This window comes from Enterobacter sp. CCUG 70166 (genome assembly GCF_020224095.1).
GTDB lineage: Bacteria > Pseudomonadota > Gammaproteobacteria > Enterobacterales > Enterobacteriaceae > Enterobacter > Enterobacter intestinihominis.
Map to the genome: position 1 here is coordinate 94,262 of NZ_NRIQ01000015.1, position 14,352 is coordinate 108,613.

15 protein-coding genes are annotated in these 14,352 nt (G+C 57.4%); 12 read left to right on the forward strand and 3 right to left on the reverse strand.

Going from position 1 to position 14,352, the window contains the following annotated elements:
• The first annotated feature begins 7 nt into the window (after window positions 1-7).
• From dapF to corA, 7 genes are all read left to right on the forward strand, one after another.
• Complete coding sequence (gene dapF, locus CKK19_RS07770) at window positions 8-832, forward strand: diaminopimelate epimerase (protein WP_023299045.1); 825 nt, start codon at window positions 8-10, stop codon at window positions 830-832.
• On the forward strand, window positions 829-1,536 hold the full coding sequence (locus CKK19_RS07775; RefSeq protein ID WP_023295731.1) for a DUF484 domain-containing protein: 708 nt from the start codon (window positions 829-831) through the stop codon (window positions 1,534-1,536). The genes dapF and CKK19_RS07775 overlap by 4 nt, the downstream gene beginning before the upstream one ends.
• A complete protein-coding gene (gene xerC / locus CKK19_RS07780) occupies window positions 1,533-2,435 on the forward strand; it encodes a tyrosine recombinase XerC (protein WP_022646663.1) in 903 nt (300 codons plus the stop codon). Before CKK19_RS07775 ends, xerC begins: the two co-directional genes overlap by 4 nt.
• A complete protein-coding gene (yigB, locus tag CKK19_RS07785) occupies window positions 2,435-3,151 on the forward strand; it encodes a 5-amino-6-(5-phospho-D-ribitylamino)uracil phosphatase YigB (protein WP_022646664.1) in 717 nt (238 codons plus the stop codon). The genes xerC and yigB overlap by 1 nt, the downstream gene beginning before the upstream one ends.
• A 79-nt stretch (window positions 3,152-3,230) precedes the next feature.
• Complete coding sequence (gene uvrD / locus CKK19_RS07790; protein ID WP_017383586.1) at window positions 3,231-5,393, forward strand: DNA helicase II; 2,163 nt, start codon at window positions 3,231-3,233, stop codon at window positions 5,391-5,393.
• A gap of 149 nt (window positions 5,394-5,542) precedes the next feature.
• Entirely contained in the window at window positions 5,543-5,599 is a 57-nt protein-coding gene (ysgD, locus tag CKK19_RS07795) for a YsgD/CorL family protein (RefSeq protein WP_212743980.1), read from the forward strand.
• A 150-nt stretch (window positions 5,600-5,749) separates the two neighbouring features.
• Window positions 5,750-6,700: a magnesium/cobalt transporter CorA gene (gene corA, locus CKK19_RS07800; protein WP_003860807.1), complete on the forward strand. Its 951-nt coding sequence runs from the start codon at window positions 5,750-5,752 to the stop codon at window positions 6,698-6,700.
• A 43-nt stretch (window positions 6,701-6,743) separates the two neighbouring features.
• Here the strand turns inward: corA and rarD are convergent, their stop codons facing one another.
• Window positions 6,744-7,640, reverse strand: coding sequence for an EamA family transporter RarD (rarD, locus tag CKK19_RS07805; RefSeq protein WP_023299047.1), 897 nt, complete (start codon window positions 7,638-7,640; stop codon window positions 6,744-6,746).
• 51 nt (window positions 7,641-7,691) lie between these two features.
• A complete protein-coding gene (gene yigI, locus CKK19_RS07810) occupies window positions 7,692-8,159 on the reverse strand; it encodes an acyl-CoA thioesterase YigI (protein ID WP_006812366.1) in 468 nt (155 codons plus the stop codon).
• 160 nt (window positions 8,160-8,319) lie between these two features.
• Between yigI and pldA the strand changes: the two genes are divergently transcribed.
• From pldA to rhtC, 3 genes are all read left to right on the forward strand, one after another.
• A complete protein-coding gene (gene pldA, locus CKK19_RS07815) occupies window positions 8,320-9,189 on the forward strand; it encodes a phospholipase A (protein WP_022646666.1) in 870 nt (289 codons plus the stop codon).
• Window positions 9,190-9,279: 90 nt separating this feature from the next.
• Entirely contained in the window at window positions 9,280-11,109 is a 1,830-nt protein-coding gene (recQ, locus tag CKK19_RS07820; protein ID WP_063853764.1) for an ATP-dependent DNA helicase RecQ, read from the forward strand.
• Window positions 11,110-11,170: 61 nt separating this feature from the next.
• The gene (gene rhtC / locus CKK19_RS07825; RefSeq protein ID WP_006179256.1) at window positions 11,171-11,791 is read left to right on the forward strand and encodes a threonine export protein RhtC; all 621 of its coding nucleotides are present in this window, start codon (window positions 11,171-11,173) and stop codon (window positions 11,789-11,791) included.
• Here rhtC and rhtB read toward each other — a convergent pair.
• Window positions 11,788-12,408, reverse strand: a complete 621-nt coding sequence (rhtB, locus tag CKK19_RS07830; protein WP_006812363.1) for a homoserine/homoserine lactone efflux protein — start codon at window positions 12,406-12,408, stop codon at window positions 11,788-11,790. The genes rhtC and rhtB overlap by 4 nt on opposite strands.
• A gap of 111 nt (window positions 12,409-12,519) precedes the next feature.
• On the opposite strand from rhtB, the gene pldB reads away from it, so the two are divergent.
• Window positions 12,520-13,512: a lysophospholipase L2 gene (gene pldB / locus CKK19_RS07835; RefSeq protein ID WP_022646668.1), complete on the forward strand. Its 993-nt coding sequence runs from the start codon at window positions 12,520-12,522 to the stop codon at window positions 13,510-13,512.
• Between the two features lie 31 nt (window positions 13,513-13,543).
• Window positions 13,544-14,344 (forward strand): sugar/pyridoxal phosphate phosphatase YigL, encoded by an 801-nt coding sequence (yigL, locus tag CKK19_RS07840; protein WP_063853762.1) that lies wholly within the window; start codon window positions 13,544-13,546, stop codon window positions 14,342-14,344.
• The last annotated feature ends 8 nt before the right edge of the window (window positions 14,345-14,352 follow it).

The window sequence follows — 14,352 nt, forward strand, 5'->3', positions numbered from 1 at the left end:
GCAAATGATGCAGTTCTCTAAAATGCATGGCCTTGGCAACGACTTTATGGTCGTCGACGCGGTAACGCAGAATGTCTTTTTCTCCCCGGAACTGATCCGTCGTCTGGCGGATCGGCACGTGGGCGTGGGTTTTGACCAGCTGCTGGTGGTGGAGCCGCCTTACGATCCTGACCTGGACTTCCACTATCGCATTTTTAACGCCGACGGCAGCGAAGTTTCCCAGTGCGGCAATGGCGCACGCTGTTTTGCCCGCTTTGTTCGGCTGAAAGGGCTGACCAACAAGCGCGATATCCGCGTCAGCACCGCCAATGGCCGGATGGTGCTCAGCGTCACCGACGACGAACTGGTGCGCGTGAACATGGGCGAGCCGAACTTCGAACCCGCTGCCGTGCCGTTTCGCGCCAACAAAGCGGAAAAGACCTATATTATGCGTGCCGCCGAGCAGACAGTATTGTGCGGCGTCGTCTCGATGGGTAACCCGCACTGCGTGATTCAGGTAGATGATGTGCAAACCGCGGCGGTTGAAACGCTCGGCCCGGTGCTGGAAAGCCACGAGCGCTTCCCGGAGCGGGCGAACATCGGTTTCATGCAGGTGGTGAAGCGTGAACACATTCGCCTGCGGGTTTACGAGCGCGGCGCGGGCGAAACCCAGGCCTGCGGAAGCGGTGCCTGTGCGGCGGTGGCCGTCGGTATCTCGCAGGGGTTACTGGCGGAAGAGGTTCGCGTGGAATTACCGGGCGGGCGTCTCGATATCGCCTGGAAAGGAGCGGGTCATCCACTGTACATGACTGGCCCGGCGACACATGTTTATGACGGGTTTATCCATCTATGAAGCAACCAGGGGAAGAACTGCGGGAACCTGTAACGGAGCTGGATGACAGCGCTGTTGTGGATTACCTGCTGCACAATCCTGAGTTTTTTATCCGCAATGCACGCGTCGTCGAAAGGATGCGCGTACCGCATCCGGTTCGCGAGACCGTGTCGCTGGTTGAATGGCACATGGCGCGCTCGCGCAACCACATCAATCAGCTCGAAGAGAACATGACGCTGCTGATGGAGCAGGCCAGCAATAACGAAAGCCTGTTCTATCGTCTTCTGCACCTTCAGGCGCGTCTGGCTTCCGCGCACAGTCTCGAAGAGTTCCTCAACCGCTTCCACCGCTGGGCGCGCGAGCTGGGGCTGGCAGGCGCGACGATCCGTCTCTTTCCCGACCGCTGGCGCATTGGCGCGCCGTCCGGGTTTACCCATCTGGCGCTGAGCCGTCAGGCGTTTGAACCGCTGCGCATTCAGCGTCTGGGCCATGAGCACCACTATCTGGGGCCGCTTAACGGGCCAGAACTGCTGGTGGTGCTACCGGAAGCCAAAGCTATCGGCTCGGTGGCGATGTCGCTGATGGGGCGCGATGGTGACCTGGGTGTGATGTTATTTACCAGCCGCGACGCGCATCATTATGAACAGGGGCAGGGCACGCAACTGTTGCAGGAGATCGCCCTGATGCTGCCTGAGCTGCTGGAGCGCTGGATTGAGCGCGTATGACGGACGGACTGCTCGCCACTGACGTCACCCGTTTTCTGCGCTATCTGGGCGTTGAGCGCCAGCTTAGCCCTATTACGCTGCTCAACTATCAGCGTCAGCTTGATGCCATCATGCAGATTGCCGATGAAATCGGCCTGAAAAGCTGGCAACAATGTGACGCCGCCACGGTTCGCGGCTTCGTTGTGCGTAGCCGTAAAAAAAACTTAAGCCCGGCGAGCCTGGCGCTCCGGCTCTCTGCCCTGCGCAGTTTCTTCGACTGGCTGGTCAGCCAGGGCGGTCTGAAAGCCAACCCGGCAAAAGGGATCGCCACGCCAAAGGCCCCGCGTCATCTGCCGAAAAATATCGACGTCGACGACGTAAACCGCCTGCTGGATATCGATCTCAACGATCCGCTGGCCGTGCGCGACCGCGCGATGCTGGAGGTGATGTACGGCGCGGGCCTGCGTCTCTCTGAGCTGGTGAACCTCGACTTAAAGCACCTCGATCTGGAATCTGGCGAAGTGTGGGTGATGGGCAAAGGCAGCAAAGAGCGCCGCCTGCCGATCGGCCGCAATGCGGTCTCCTGGATTGAGCACTGGCTGGATCTGCGCGGTCTGTTTGGCGCGGAAGAGGATGCGCTGTTCCTGTCGAAGCTCGGCAAGCGGATCTCGGCGCGTAACGTGCAGAAGCGCTTTGCGGAGTGGGGCATTAAGCAGGGGCTGAACAGCCACGTTCACCCGCATAAGCTGCGCCACTCTTTTGCGACGCACATGCTGGAATCAAGCGGCGACCTGCGCGGCGTACAGGAGCTGCTTGGTCACGCGAATCTGTCGACCACCCAAATCTATACCCACTTAGACTTCCAACACCTTGCCTCGGTGTATGACGCGGCGCATCCACGCGCCAAACGGGGGAAATAATGCGTTTTTACCGCCCACTCGGTCAGATCTCAGCCCTGACGTTTGATCTTGATGACACCCTTTACGATAACCGCCCAGTGATCCTGCGTACCGAGCAGGAGTCGCTGGCGTTTGTGCAAAACTACCATCCTGCGCTGAAAGCGATCCAGAACAAAGAGTTCCAGAAGCTGCGTCAGTCCCTGCGGGAAACCGAGCCGGAAATTTACCATGACGTGACCGAATGGCGCCGCCGTGCGGTTGAGCAGGCGATGCTCAATGCCGGCCTGAGCGCGCAGGACGCGGCCATGGGTGCTGAAGCGGCCATGGAAAACTTCGCCAAATGGCGCAGCCGAATCGACGTGCCGCAGGAGACCCACGACACGCTGGCGAAGCTCGCCGAAAAGTGGCCGCTGGTCGCCATCACCAACGGCAACGCTCAGCCTGAACTGTTTGGTCTGGGGAACTATTTTCAGTTCGTGCTGCGCGCGGGCCCGCACGGACGCTCGAAGCCGTTCAACGATATGTATCATCTGGCGGCGGAAAAACTGGATTTGCCGCTCGGTGAGATCCTGCACGTGGGCGACGACCTGACCACGGACGTCGCCGGGGCGATCCGCTGCGGCATGCAGGCCTGCTGGATCAAGCCGGAAAATGCCGATCTGATGACTACCCCGGATAGCCGTCTTCTGCCGCACGTGGAAATTTCACGGTTGGCATCCCTCACGACGCTGATATAATCATCAATTGTTCTGTATAAATTAACAGGGTTTTGGCGAATGGAAACATTTGCCCGCCCGACATGACGTGACGGTGCCAATGGACGTTTCTTACCTGCTCGACAGCCTTAATGACAAACAGCGTGACGCGGTTGCCGCCTCGCGTACAAACCTGCTGGTACTGGCTGGAGCGGGCAGTGGTAAGACGCGCGTACTGGTTCACCGTATCGCCTGGCTACAGAGCGTGGAGAACTGCTCGCCGTACTCGATTATGGCCGTGACGTTCACCAACAAGGCGGCGGCGGAGATGCGCCACCGTATCGCACAGCTAATGGGCACCAGCCAGGGCGGCATGTGGGTTGGCACCTTCCACGGCCTGGCGCACCGTCTGCTGCGCGCGCACCATATGGACGCTAACCTGCCGCAGGATTTCCAGATCCTCGACAGCGAAGACCAGCTGCGCTTGCTGAAACGTCTGATCAAGGCGATGAACCTCGACGAGAAGCAGTGGCCGCCGCGTCAGGCGATGTGGTACATCAACGGTCAGAAAGACGAAGGGCTGCGTCCGCACCACATTCAAAGCTTCGGTAACCCGGTTGAGCAGACCTGGCAGAACGTCTACAAGGCCTATCAGGAAGCGTGCGATCGCGCCGGTCTGGTGGATTTCGCCGAACTGCTGCTGCGCGCCCACGAGCTGTGGCTCAACAAACCACATATCCTGCAACACTACCGTGAACGCTTCACCAACATTCTGGTGGACGAATTCCAGGATACCAACAACATTCAGTACGCGTGGATCCGCCTGCTGGCCGGGGATACCGGCAAGGTGATGATCGTGGGCGATGACGACCAGTCTATCTACGGCTGGCGCGGCGCGCAGGTGGAGAACATCCAGCGCTTTCTCAACGATTTCCCCGGCGCGCAAACCATCCGTCTGGAGCAGAACTACCGTTCTACCAGCAACATACTGAGCGCGGCCAACGCCCTGATTGAGAACAACAACGGGCGACTGGGTAAAAAGCTGTGGACCGATGGCGTCGACGGCGAACCGATTTCGATTTACTGCGCCTTCAACGAGCTCGACGAAGCCCGCTTCGTGGTGAACCGCATTAAAACCTGGCAGGAGAACGGCGGTGCGCTGGAGCAGTGTGCCATTCTCTATCGCAGCAACGCCCAGTCGCGCGTGCTGGAAGAGGCGCTGTTACAGGTGAGCATGCCGTACCGCATTTATGGCGGTATGCGCTTCTTCGAACGTCAGGAGATCAAAGATGCGCTCTCGTATTTGCGTCTGATTGCCAACCGTAACGACGATGCGGCGTTTGAGCGCGTGGTGAACACGCCGACGCGTGGCATCGGCGATCGTACGCTGGACGTGGTGCGTCAGGCCTCGCGCGATCGTCAGCTCACGTTGTGGCAGGCATGCCGCGAGTTGTTACAGGAAAAAGCCCTCGCCGGGCGCGCCGCCAGCGCACTGCAACGCTTTCTGGAATTAATCGACGCACTGGCGCAGGAAACGGCCGACATGCCGCTGCACGTCCAGACCGACCGGGTGATCAAAGATTCCGGCCTGCGCACCATGTACGAGCAGGAAAAAGGCGAGAAGGGCCAGACCCGTATTGAGAACTTAGAGGAGCTGGTGACGGCAACGCGCCAGTTCAGCTACAACGAAGAAGACGAAGACCTGATGCCGTTGCAGGCATTCCTCTCTCACGCCGCGCTGGAGGCGGGTGAAGGGCAGGCCGATACCTGGCAGGATGCGGTTCAGCTGATGACCCTGCACTCCGCGAAAGGTCTGGAGTTCCCGCAGGTGTTCATCGTCGGGATGGAAGAGGGGATGTTCCCGAGCCAGATGTCGCTGGATGAAGGCGGGCGTCTGGAAGAGGAGCGTCGTCTGGCCTACGTGGGTGTGACCCGTGCGATGCAGAAACTGACCCTGACCTACGCGGAAACCCGCCGCCTGTACGGGAAAGAAGTGTATCACCGTCCGTCGCGCTTTATCGGCGAACTGCCGGAAGAGTGTGTGGAAGAGGTGCGCCTGCGCGCCAGCATCAGCCGTCCGGTCAGTCATCAGCGTATGGGCTCGCCAATCTCTGAAACCGATACCGGTTACAAGCTGGGCCAGCGCGTGCGCCACTCGAAGTTTGGCGAAGGCACCATCGTCAATCTGGAAGGCAGCGGCGAGCACAGCCGTTTGCAGGTAGCGTTCCAGGGGCAGGGGATCAAATGGCTGGTGGCAGCCTATGCCAAGCTGGAAAGTGTGTAACTTTCAGAAAAATATCACTATTTTGTAATAATCTGCTAGCCTTATACGTTGAAGGTCAATTAATGCCCTTCAGCGTTCCGTTGCGTGTTGACGCCACAGTTATTGCTGGCGTAACATGCGCGCACGATTACGCTAAGAGGACATTCGCCTTGGACACACCCAGTAGATACTGGCTCAATTCCCTGTCATCCAGGAACAACTCCTAAGGCTATCTCCTCTTGCTGATGGCCTTAGTGGTTGTCAGCGACTGCATCATTCCCGTCGCGCTGAGTCAGGCTGTTTAATGGTCTGAAACCCAATTTGTTTCTGTGTGCCCACCGAACTGTCCGATATTTTTTGCATTGGGAGTCCCGGTCATGTTGAGCGCATTTCAACTCGAAAATAACCGACTGACTCGGCTTGAAGCCGAAGAGTCACAGCCCCTCATTGATGCCGTATGGGTGGATCTGGTCGAGCCGGACGACGATGAGCGCCTTCGCGTACAATCTGAACTGGGGCAAAGCCTGGCGACACGCCCGGAACTGGAAGACATCGAAGCATCCGCCCGTTTTTTTGAAGACGAAGACGGCCTGCACATTCACTCCTTTTTCTTCTTCGAAGATGCCGAAGACCACGCGGGGAACTCCACCGTGGCGTTTACCATCCGCGATGGCCGCCTGTTCACCCTGCGCGAGCGCGAACTGCCTGCGTTTCGTCTCTACCGCATGCGCGCCCGCAGCCAGGCGATGATGGACGGTAACGCCTATGAGCTGCTGCTGGATCTGTTCGAAACCAAAATCGAACAGCTGGCGGATGAAATCGAAAACATCTACAGCGACCTGGAAAAGCTGAGCCGCGTGATCATGGAAGGCCATCAGGGCGATGAGTACGACGAAGCGTTGTCCACGCTTGCAGAGCTGGAAGATATCGGCTGGAAGGTGCGTTTGTGTCTGATGGATACCCAGCGCGCGCTGAACTTCCTGGTTCGCAAGGCGCGTCTGCCGGGCGGTCAGCTGGAGCAGGCGCGTGAGATCTTACGCGATATTGAATCCCTGCTACCGCACAACGAATCCCTGTTCCAGAAGGTCAACTTCCTGATGCAGGCGGCAATGGGCTTTATCAACATCGAGCAGAACCGCATCATCAAGATCTTCTCGGTGGTTTCCGTGGTGTTCCTGCCGCCGACGCTGGTGGCATCCAGCTACGGGATGAACTTTGAGTTTATGCCGGAGCTGAAGTGGAGCTTTGGCTACCCGGGGGCGATTATCTTTATGATCCTCGCCGGGCTGGCGCCGTACCTGTACTTCAAGCGGAAGAACTGGTTGTAAAAATCAGGCGGGTGGCGCTGCGCTTACCCGCCCTACAAAGCACCTAAATTCCTCTGCGAGTCCTGCGCTGGGTATAAATTGCATCCGCAACGAAAATCGCCAGCGCCACCCAGATAAAGGCAAACGTCACCATCTTATCCGCACCCGGCACCTCGCCGTAAAACACCACCGCCAGCAGGAACATCAGCGTCGGGCCGATGTACTGGAAGAAGCCAAGCGTCGAGAGACGCAGACGCGTTGCCGCGCCGGTGAAGCACAGCAGGGGTATCGTCGTGACCACGCCCGCGGCCATCAGCATCAGGTTCAGCGACCATGGGTTACTGCCCATGTGGCTGGTGGCGCTGTCGGCAATACCGAACAGGTAGATCGCCGCGACAGGCAGCAGCCACAGGGTTTCAAACAGCATTCCCGTCTGCGCTTCCACGGCGATTTTTTTACGCACCAGGCCGTAGAAGGCAAAGCTGAACGCCAGCCCCAGGGCGATAACCGGCAGTGAACCGAAGGTCCACAGCTGTACCAGCACGCCGCAGAGGGCCAGAATCACCGCCACCCACTGCATCCGGCGGAAACGTTCGCCGAGGAAAATCATCCCCAGCACGATGTTCACCAGCGGGTTAATGAAGTAGCCCAGGCTGGCTTCGAGCATGTGATGGTTATTCACCGCCCAGATAAACAGCAGCCAGTTTCCGCCAATCAGCACCGCAGAGAGGGCAAGCAGGAAGACCTTCTTCGGGGTTTTCAGTAGCGTTTTGACGCCTGACCACTGACGGCTGATGCTCATCAGCGCAATCATAAAGAAAAACGACCAGATGACGCGGTGAGTGAGGATCTCGTCCGCCGGGACATAGGCGATAAGCTTGAAGTACGCCGGCGCGATACCCCAAATAAAATAAGCGGCAAGAGCGAGTAAAACGCCCTGCCGCGTCTGTTTAGCATCCATCGGGAAAATCCGTTACAAAAAAGTGAAGTAATTTTACCCGAATTTGCCGTCTCAACCCACCATATAAGTGGCGGTTGCGCTGGCGATATAAACCTGCTCCTCGTTATGCAGCTCAACGCGGGCGACGGCAACTTTATTCCCGGCGCGCAGCAGGCTGCTGGTGCAGGTGAAGCGGTTTCCGCGTCCCGGACGCAGATAGTCGACGCGTAAATCGATGGTTCCCATGCGCGACAGGCGCTGGCGTAACTCATCTTCGTTGATGGTGTCATGGCGCGTCAGCGTGCTGCCCACGCACACCAGACCGGCCGCCACGTCCAGCGCAGAGGCAATCACTCCGCCGTGCAAAATGCTTTGCGCCCAGTTACCGACCATCATTGGCTGATTATTGAAACTCAGCTGAGCGAAGTCTTTTTCGTATCGCTCCAGCTCAAGACCCAGTGCACGGTTGAATGGCATGTGGTACACAAAAATCTCGCCCACGAGCTTTAAGGTTTCTTCGGCGGTGAGTGTGGCTGACATCTGACGTGGCATCCTTGTTGTTAACAAAATGTTGATTTTATGCTTCAGGATAAAGGAATGCCACTTTAAGAAACGAGGAAGCGGAAGTTATCGCAGAAGTCTGTAGAATGCCCGGACAAAACTATTCATTAAATGTCACAATTTCAGGAGAACACCACCGATGCGGACGTATCTGGGTTGGTTACTGGCGGCGGTTGCGCTGCCCCTCACAGCATATGCGCAGGAAGCGACGATCAAAGAAGTGCATGATAAACCTGCCGTTCAGGGCAGCATCATCGCCAATATGCTTCAGGAGCATGACAATCCGTTCACGCTCTACCCCTATGACACAAACTACGTGATCTATACCCAGACCAGCGATCTCAACAAAGAGGCGATAAGTTCCTATAACTGGTCTGACAATGCGCGTAAAGATGAGGTGAAGTTCCAGCTCAGCCTGGCCTTCCCGTTATGGCGCGGCATCCTGGGGCCGAACTCGGTGCTTGGTGCATCTTACACGCAGAAGTCATGGTGGCAGCTCTCCAACAGCGGGGAATCTTCACCGTTCCGCGAAACCAACTATGAACCGCAGCTGTTCCTCGGTTTCGCCACTGATTATGAGTTTGCAGGCTGGACGCTGCGAGACGTGGAGGTGGGCTATAACCACGATTCCAACGGTCGTTCCGACCCAACCTCACGCAGCTGGAATCGCGTTTATACGCGTCTGATGGCGCAGAACGGCAATTTCATGGTGGAAGTGAAGCCGTGGTACGTGGTGGGCAGCACCGATGACAATCCTGATATCACCAAATACATGGGCTATTATCAGCTTAAAGTGGGCTATCAGCTGGGTGACGCGGTGCTGAGCGCCAAAGGGCAGTACAACTGGAATACCGGCTACGGCGGCGCAGAGCTGGGCCTGAGCTATCCGGTGACGAAGCACGTTCGTCTCTATACCCAGGTGTATAGCGGTTATGGCGAATCGCTGATTGACTATAACTTCAACCAGACCCGCGTTGGTGTGGGCGTCATGCTGAACGATATTTTCTAAGCTGCTCGAATGTTTTTGCGTTAAACGTTGAAGTTTCTCTCTCAGGCGCTGAAAATAGCGCCTGTTTCATTTCTGGCATATGGGGTTAACGTGGCGCAGGCGGAAGTATTGAATCAGGAATCGCTGGCTAAACAGGTTTTGCATGAAACCTTTGGCTACCAGCAGTTCCGTCCTGGCCAGGAAACCATCATTGAAACCGTGCTGGAAGGCCGCGATTGCCTGGTGGTCATGCCGACCGGCGGCGGAAAATCGCTCTGCTATCAGGTGCCCGCGCTGGTACTTAATGGCCTGACGGTTGTGGTCTCCCCCCTTATTTCCCTGATGAAAGACCAGGTCGACCAGCTGCTTGCCAACGGTGTGGCGGCGGCCTGTCTTAACTCGACGCAAACCCGCGAGCAGCAGCAAGAGGTGATGGCCGGGTGCCGCACCGGGCAGATCCGCCTGCTGTATATCGCGCCAGAGCGCCTGATGCTGGACAACTTCCTCGACCACCTGGCGCACTGGAACCCGGTGCTGCTGGCGGTGGATGAAGCGCACTGTATCTCCCAGTGGGGGCACGATTTCCGCCCGGAATATACCGCCCTCGGCCAGCTGCGTCAGCGCTTCCCTGAGCTGCCGTTTATGGCGCTTACCGCCACGGCGGATGACACCACGCGTCAGGACATCGTTCGCCTGCTGGGGCTGAAAGACCCCTATATTCAGGTCAGCAGCTTCGACCGGCCGAACATCCGCTATATGCTGATGGAAAAATTCAAGCCGCTGGATCAGCTCCTGCGCTACGTGCAGGAGCAGCGCGGCAAGTCCGGCATCATCTACTGCAACAGCCGCGCGAAGGTGGAAGACACCGCTGCGCGTCTGCAAAATCGCGGCTTTAGCGCGGCGGCATACCATGCCGGGTTAGAAAACCACATCCGCGCCGACGTTCAGGAAAAATTCCAGCGCGACGACCTGCAAATCGTGGTCGCAACGGTGGCGTTCGGGATGGGGATCAACAAGCCTAACGTGCGCTTTGTGGTGCACTTTGATATCCCGCGCAATATCGAATCCTACTATCAGGAAACCGGCCGCGCCGGGCGTGATGGCCTGCCTGCGGAAGCGATGCTGTTTTACGATCCGGCGGATATGGCGTGGCTGCGCCGCTGTCTTGAGGAGAAACCGCAGGGGCAGTTGCAGGATATCGAACGCCACAAGCTTAACGCGATGGGTGCTTTCGCCGAAGCGCAAACCTGCCGCCGTCTGGTGCTGCTCAACTACTTTGGTGAAGGGCGTCAGGCGCCGTGCGGCAACTGCGATATCTGCCTCGACCCGCCGAAGCAGTACGACGGTCTGATGGACGCGCGCAAAGCGCTCTCGACTATCGGACGCGTTAACCAGCGCTTTGGGATGGGCTACGTCGTTGAAGTGCTGCGCGGGGCTAACAACCAGCGTATCCGCGATATGGGTCATGACAAGCTGCCGGTTTACGGCATCGGGAAAGACCAGAGCCACGAGCACTGGGTAAGCATCATCCGCCAGCTGATCCATCTCGGCTTTGCCACGCAAAATATTGCCCAGCACTCTGCGCTTCAGCTTACCGAAGCGGCGCGACCGGTCCTGCGCGGTGAGGTTGAACTGAAGCTCGCCGTTCCGCGCGTCGTCGCCCTGAAGCCGCGCGTGATGCAGAAATCCTACGGCGGCAACTACGATCGCAAGCTGTTCGCCAAGCTGCGCAAGCTGCGTAAAGCCATTGCCGATGAAGAGAACATCCCGCCATACGTGGTGTTCAATGACGCGACGCTGATCGAGATGGCCGAGCAAATGCCACTCAGCGCCAGCGAGATGCTCAGCGTCAACGGCGTCGGCACGCGCAAACTGGAGCGCTTTGGTAAAGAGTTTATGGCGCTTATCCGTTCCCACGCTGATGGTGATGATGAGGAGTAGTCAGCCGGGCGAAAAAGTGCCAGGATGATGACTCACTACATTATTTCCCCGCGAGCTAATTATGTTAATGCTATTTCTCACCGTGGCGTTAGTGCACATCGTTGCGCTGATGAGCCCTGGCCCTGACTTCTTCTTCGTGTCACAAACGGCCGTCAGCCGCTCCCGCAAAGAGGCGATGATGGGTGTGCTCGGTATCACCATGGGCGTTATGGTCTGGGCGGCGGTTGCGCTGCTTGGTCTGAACCTGATCCTGGCGAAAATGGCGTGGCTGCATAACATCATCATGGTTGGCGGCGGTCTGTACCTGTGCTGGATGGGCTACCAGATGCTGCGCGGGGCGCTGAAGAAAGAAGAGAAAAAGCCGGAAGAGCCAAAGGTTGAGCTGGCAACGGGCGGCCGTAGCTTTGTGAAAGGGCTGCTGACTAACCTGGCGAACCCGAAAGCGATTATTTACTTCGGCTCTGTGTTCTCGCTGTTTGTAGGGGATAACGTCGGTGCGGGCGCGCGCTGGGGGATCTTCCTGCTAATCGTTGTTGAGACGTTCGCCTGGTTTACCGTTGTGGCAAGCCTGTTTGCTTTACCGGCGATGCGTCGCGGCTACCAGCGCATCGCGAAGTGGATCGACGGCTTTGCCGGCGCACTGTTCGCCGGCTTCGGCATTCATCTCATCATTTCTCGCTAAGCATGACGCGCTGACGCAAGCAGCGCGCCAACCAGCATAAACAGCGAACCAAAGACTTTGTTCAGGGCCTTCATCTGCTTAGGCCCTTTGATCCACGCCGCAATTCGCTGCGCCAGCGTCGCGTAACCAATCATCACAATGATATCGACAATAATGGTGGTCGCGCCCAGCACCACGTACTGCATCACCTGGGGCTGATGCGGCACGATAAACTGCGGGAACAGGGCGGCGAGGAACACAATGCTTTTCGGGTTGGTCAGGTTAACGAATACCGCGCGCTTAAACAGGTGGCCGCGTGTTTGCGTCCGGGAGAGCGTATGCAGATCAATCGAGCCTGCGGCGCGCCACTGTTGAATACCCAGCCAGATAAGATACGCTGCGCCAGCCCATTTCAGCACCTCGAAGGCCAGCACCGAACGGGAGAACAGCGTGCCCAGACCAATCCCCACCAGCACAATGTGAATGCCAAGCCCTGTCTGTAAACCAGCAATTGACGCCGCCGCGCCGCGATAGCCGTGATTAATGGAGGTGGTCATGGTGTTGATTGCGCCCGAGCCAGGTGAAAGGCTGAGGATGATGGATGTCAGCAGGTAAGCGAACCACCACTCGAAGGTCATTTGAAACTCCCGGATCGTCTGTTTTTATGCCACAATACGCTATTGTTGAGTCATTTTGTGACCGGTGACGAAAAAAACGATATTCCCTGAATTACGGGGGGTGGAAACCCAATGTTTCAGCAGAAAAAGGACTGGGAAACACGAGAAAACGCATTTGCTGCTTTCTCCATGGGGCCGCTGACCGATTTCTGGCGCCAGCGTGAGGAAGATGAGTTTATGGGCGTCGGGGATATCCCGGTACGCTTCGTTCGTTTCCATGATGAAAAAAATGACCGGGTGATTGTGGTTTGCCCCGGGCGCATCGAAAGCTATATCAAATATGCCGAGCTGGCGTATGACCTGTTCCATCTGGGCTTTGATGTGTTAATTATCGACCATCGCGGGCAGGGGCTTTCCGGCCGGATGCTGCCGGATACCCATCGCGGCCACGTGGATAACTTCAGCGATTACGTCGACGATCTGGCCGCGTTCTGGCAGCAGGAAGTGCAGCCCGGACCGTGGCGCAAGCGTTATATTCTTGCCCACTCCATGGGGGGCGCGATCTCGACGTTGTTTTTGCAGCGCCATAAGCACCAGTGCGACGCCATTGCGCTGACCGCGCCGATGTACGGCATTGTGATACGTTTTCCTGACTGGATGGTGCGCCATCTTCTCGACTGGGCTGAGGGCCATCAGCGCATTCGTGAAGGCTATGCCATAGGAACAGGACGCTGGCGGGCGTTGCCGTTTGCCATCAACGTGTTAACCCACAGTCGGCAGCGTTATCGCCGCAACCTGCGTTTTTATGCCGATGAACCGCGTCTGCGGGTCGGCGGCCCCACCTGGCACTGGGTGCGGGAAGGTATTCATGCCGGTGAGCAGGTGCTGGCGGGCGTAGGCGATGATGACACGCCGACGCTCCTGATCCAGGCGGAAGAAGAGCGTGTGGTGGATAACCGCATGCATGACCGCTATTGTGAACTTCGCGCCGCGGCGGGCCATCCCTGTGAAGGGGGTAAACCGCTGGTCATCAACGGTGCGTACCATGAGATCCTTTTTGAAAAGGACGCTATGCGCTCAGTCGCGCTCAACGCCATTGTTGAATTTTTCAACAGGCATAACTAATTATTGTTTTCCACCAGAGGTTGAAATCCCTATGTACCAGGTTGTTGCATCTGATTTAGATGGCACGCTGCTTTCCCCCGACCACACCCTGTCGCCTTATGCGAAAGAGACCTTAAAACTCCTGACTGCCCGTGGCGTGAACTTTGTGTTCGCCACCGGCCGCCACCACGTGGACGTGGGGCAGATCCGCGATAACCTGGAGATCAAGTCGTACATGATCACCTCCAACGGTGCGCGCGTACACGACACGGACGGCAACCTGATTTTTACCCACAATCTCGATCGCGACATCGCCACTGATTTGTTCGGCATTGTGCATAACAACCCGGATATCGTCACTAACGTTTATCGCGACGACGAGTGGCTTATGAACCGTCATCGCCCGGACGAAATGCGTTTCTTCAAGGAAGCCGTCTTCAACTACTCCCTGTATGAACCGGGTTTGCTGGATCCTGAAGGGATCAGCAAGGTGTTCTTTACCTGCGAAAGTCACGAAGCGCTGCTTCCGCTGGAGCAGGCGATCAACGCCCGCTGGGGAGACCGCGTGAACGTGAGCTTCTCCACGCTGACTTGTCTGGAAGTGATGGCGGGCGGGGTGTCCAAAGGTCACGCGCTGGAAGCGGTCGCGAAGCGTCTGGGCTTTGATCTGAAAGACTGCATCGCGTTCGGCGATGGCATGAACGATGCCGAGATGCTCTCCATGGCGGGCAAAGGCTGCATCATGCAGAACGCGCACCAGCGCCTGAAAGATCTGCACCCGGAGCTGGAAGTGATTGGCACCAACGCAGACAACGCGGTACCTAAGTATTTGCGCAAACTGTTCCTTGAATAATCTTCATT

Bases quoted from the DNA above. Each gene is read 5' to 3' on its own strand.
- dapF (WP_023299045.1), top strand. From the start codon at position 8: ATGCAGTTCTCTAAAATGCATGGCCTTGGCAACGACTTTATGGTCGTC.
- CKK19_RS07775 (WP_023295731.1), top strand. From the start codon at position 829: ATGAAGCAACCAGGGGAAGAACTGCGGGAACCTGTAACGGAGCTGGAT.
- xerC (WP_022646663.1), top strand. From the start codon at position 1,533: ATGACGGACGGACTGCTCGCCACTGACGTCACCCGTTTTCTGCGCTAT.
- yigB (WP_022646664.1), top strand. From the start codon at position 2,435: ATGCGTTTTTACCGCCCACTCGGTCAGATCTCAGCCCTGACGTTTGAT.
- uvrD (WP_017383586.1), top strand. From the start codon at position 3,231: ATGGACGTTTCTTACCTGCTCGACAGCCTTAATGACAAACAGCGTGAC.
- corA (WP_003860807.1), top strand. From the start codon at position 5,750: ATGTTGAGCGCATTTCAACTCGAAAATAACCGACTGACTCGGCTTGAA.
- rarD (WP_023299047.1), bottom strand. From the start codon at position 7,640: ATGGATGCTAAACAGACGCGGCAGGGCGTTTTACTCGCTCTTGCCGCT.
- yigI (WP_006812366.1), bottom strand. From the start codon at position 8,159: ATGTCAGCCACACTCACCGCCGAAGAAACCTTAAAGCTCGTGGGCGAG.
- pldA (WP_022646666.1), top strand. From the start codon at position 8,320: ATGCGGACGTATCTGGGTTGGTTACTGGCGGCGGTTGCGCTGCCCCTC.
- rhtC (WP_006179256.1), top strand. From the start codon at position 11,171: ATGTTAATGCTATTTCTCACCGTGGCGTTAGTGCACATCGTTGCGCTG.
- rhtB (WP_006812363.1), bottom strand. From the start codon at position 12,408: ATGACCTTCGAGTGGTGGTTCGCTTACCTGCTGACATCCATCATCCTC.
- pldB (WP_022646668.1), top strand. From the start codon at position 12,520: ATGTTTCAGCAGAAAAAGGACTGGGAAACACGAGAAAACGCATTTGCT.
- yigL (WP_063853762.1), top strand. From the start codon at position 13,544: ATGTACCAGGTTGTTGCATCTGATTTAGATGGCACGCTGCTTTCCCCC.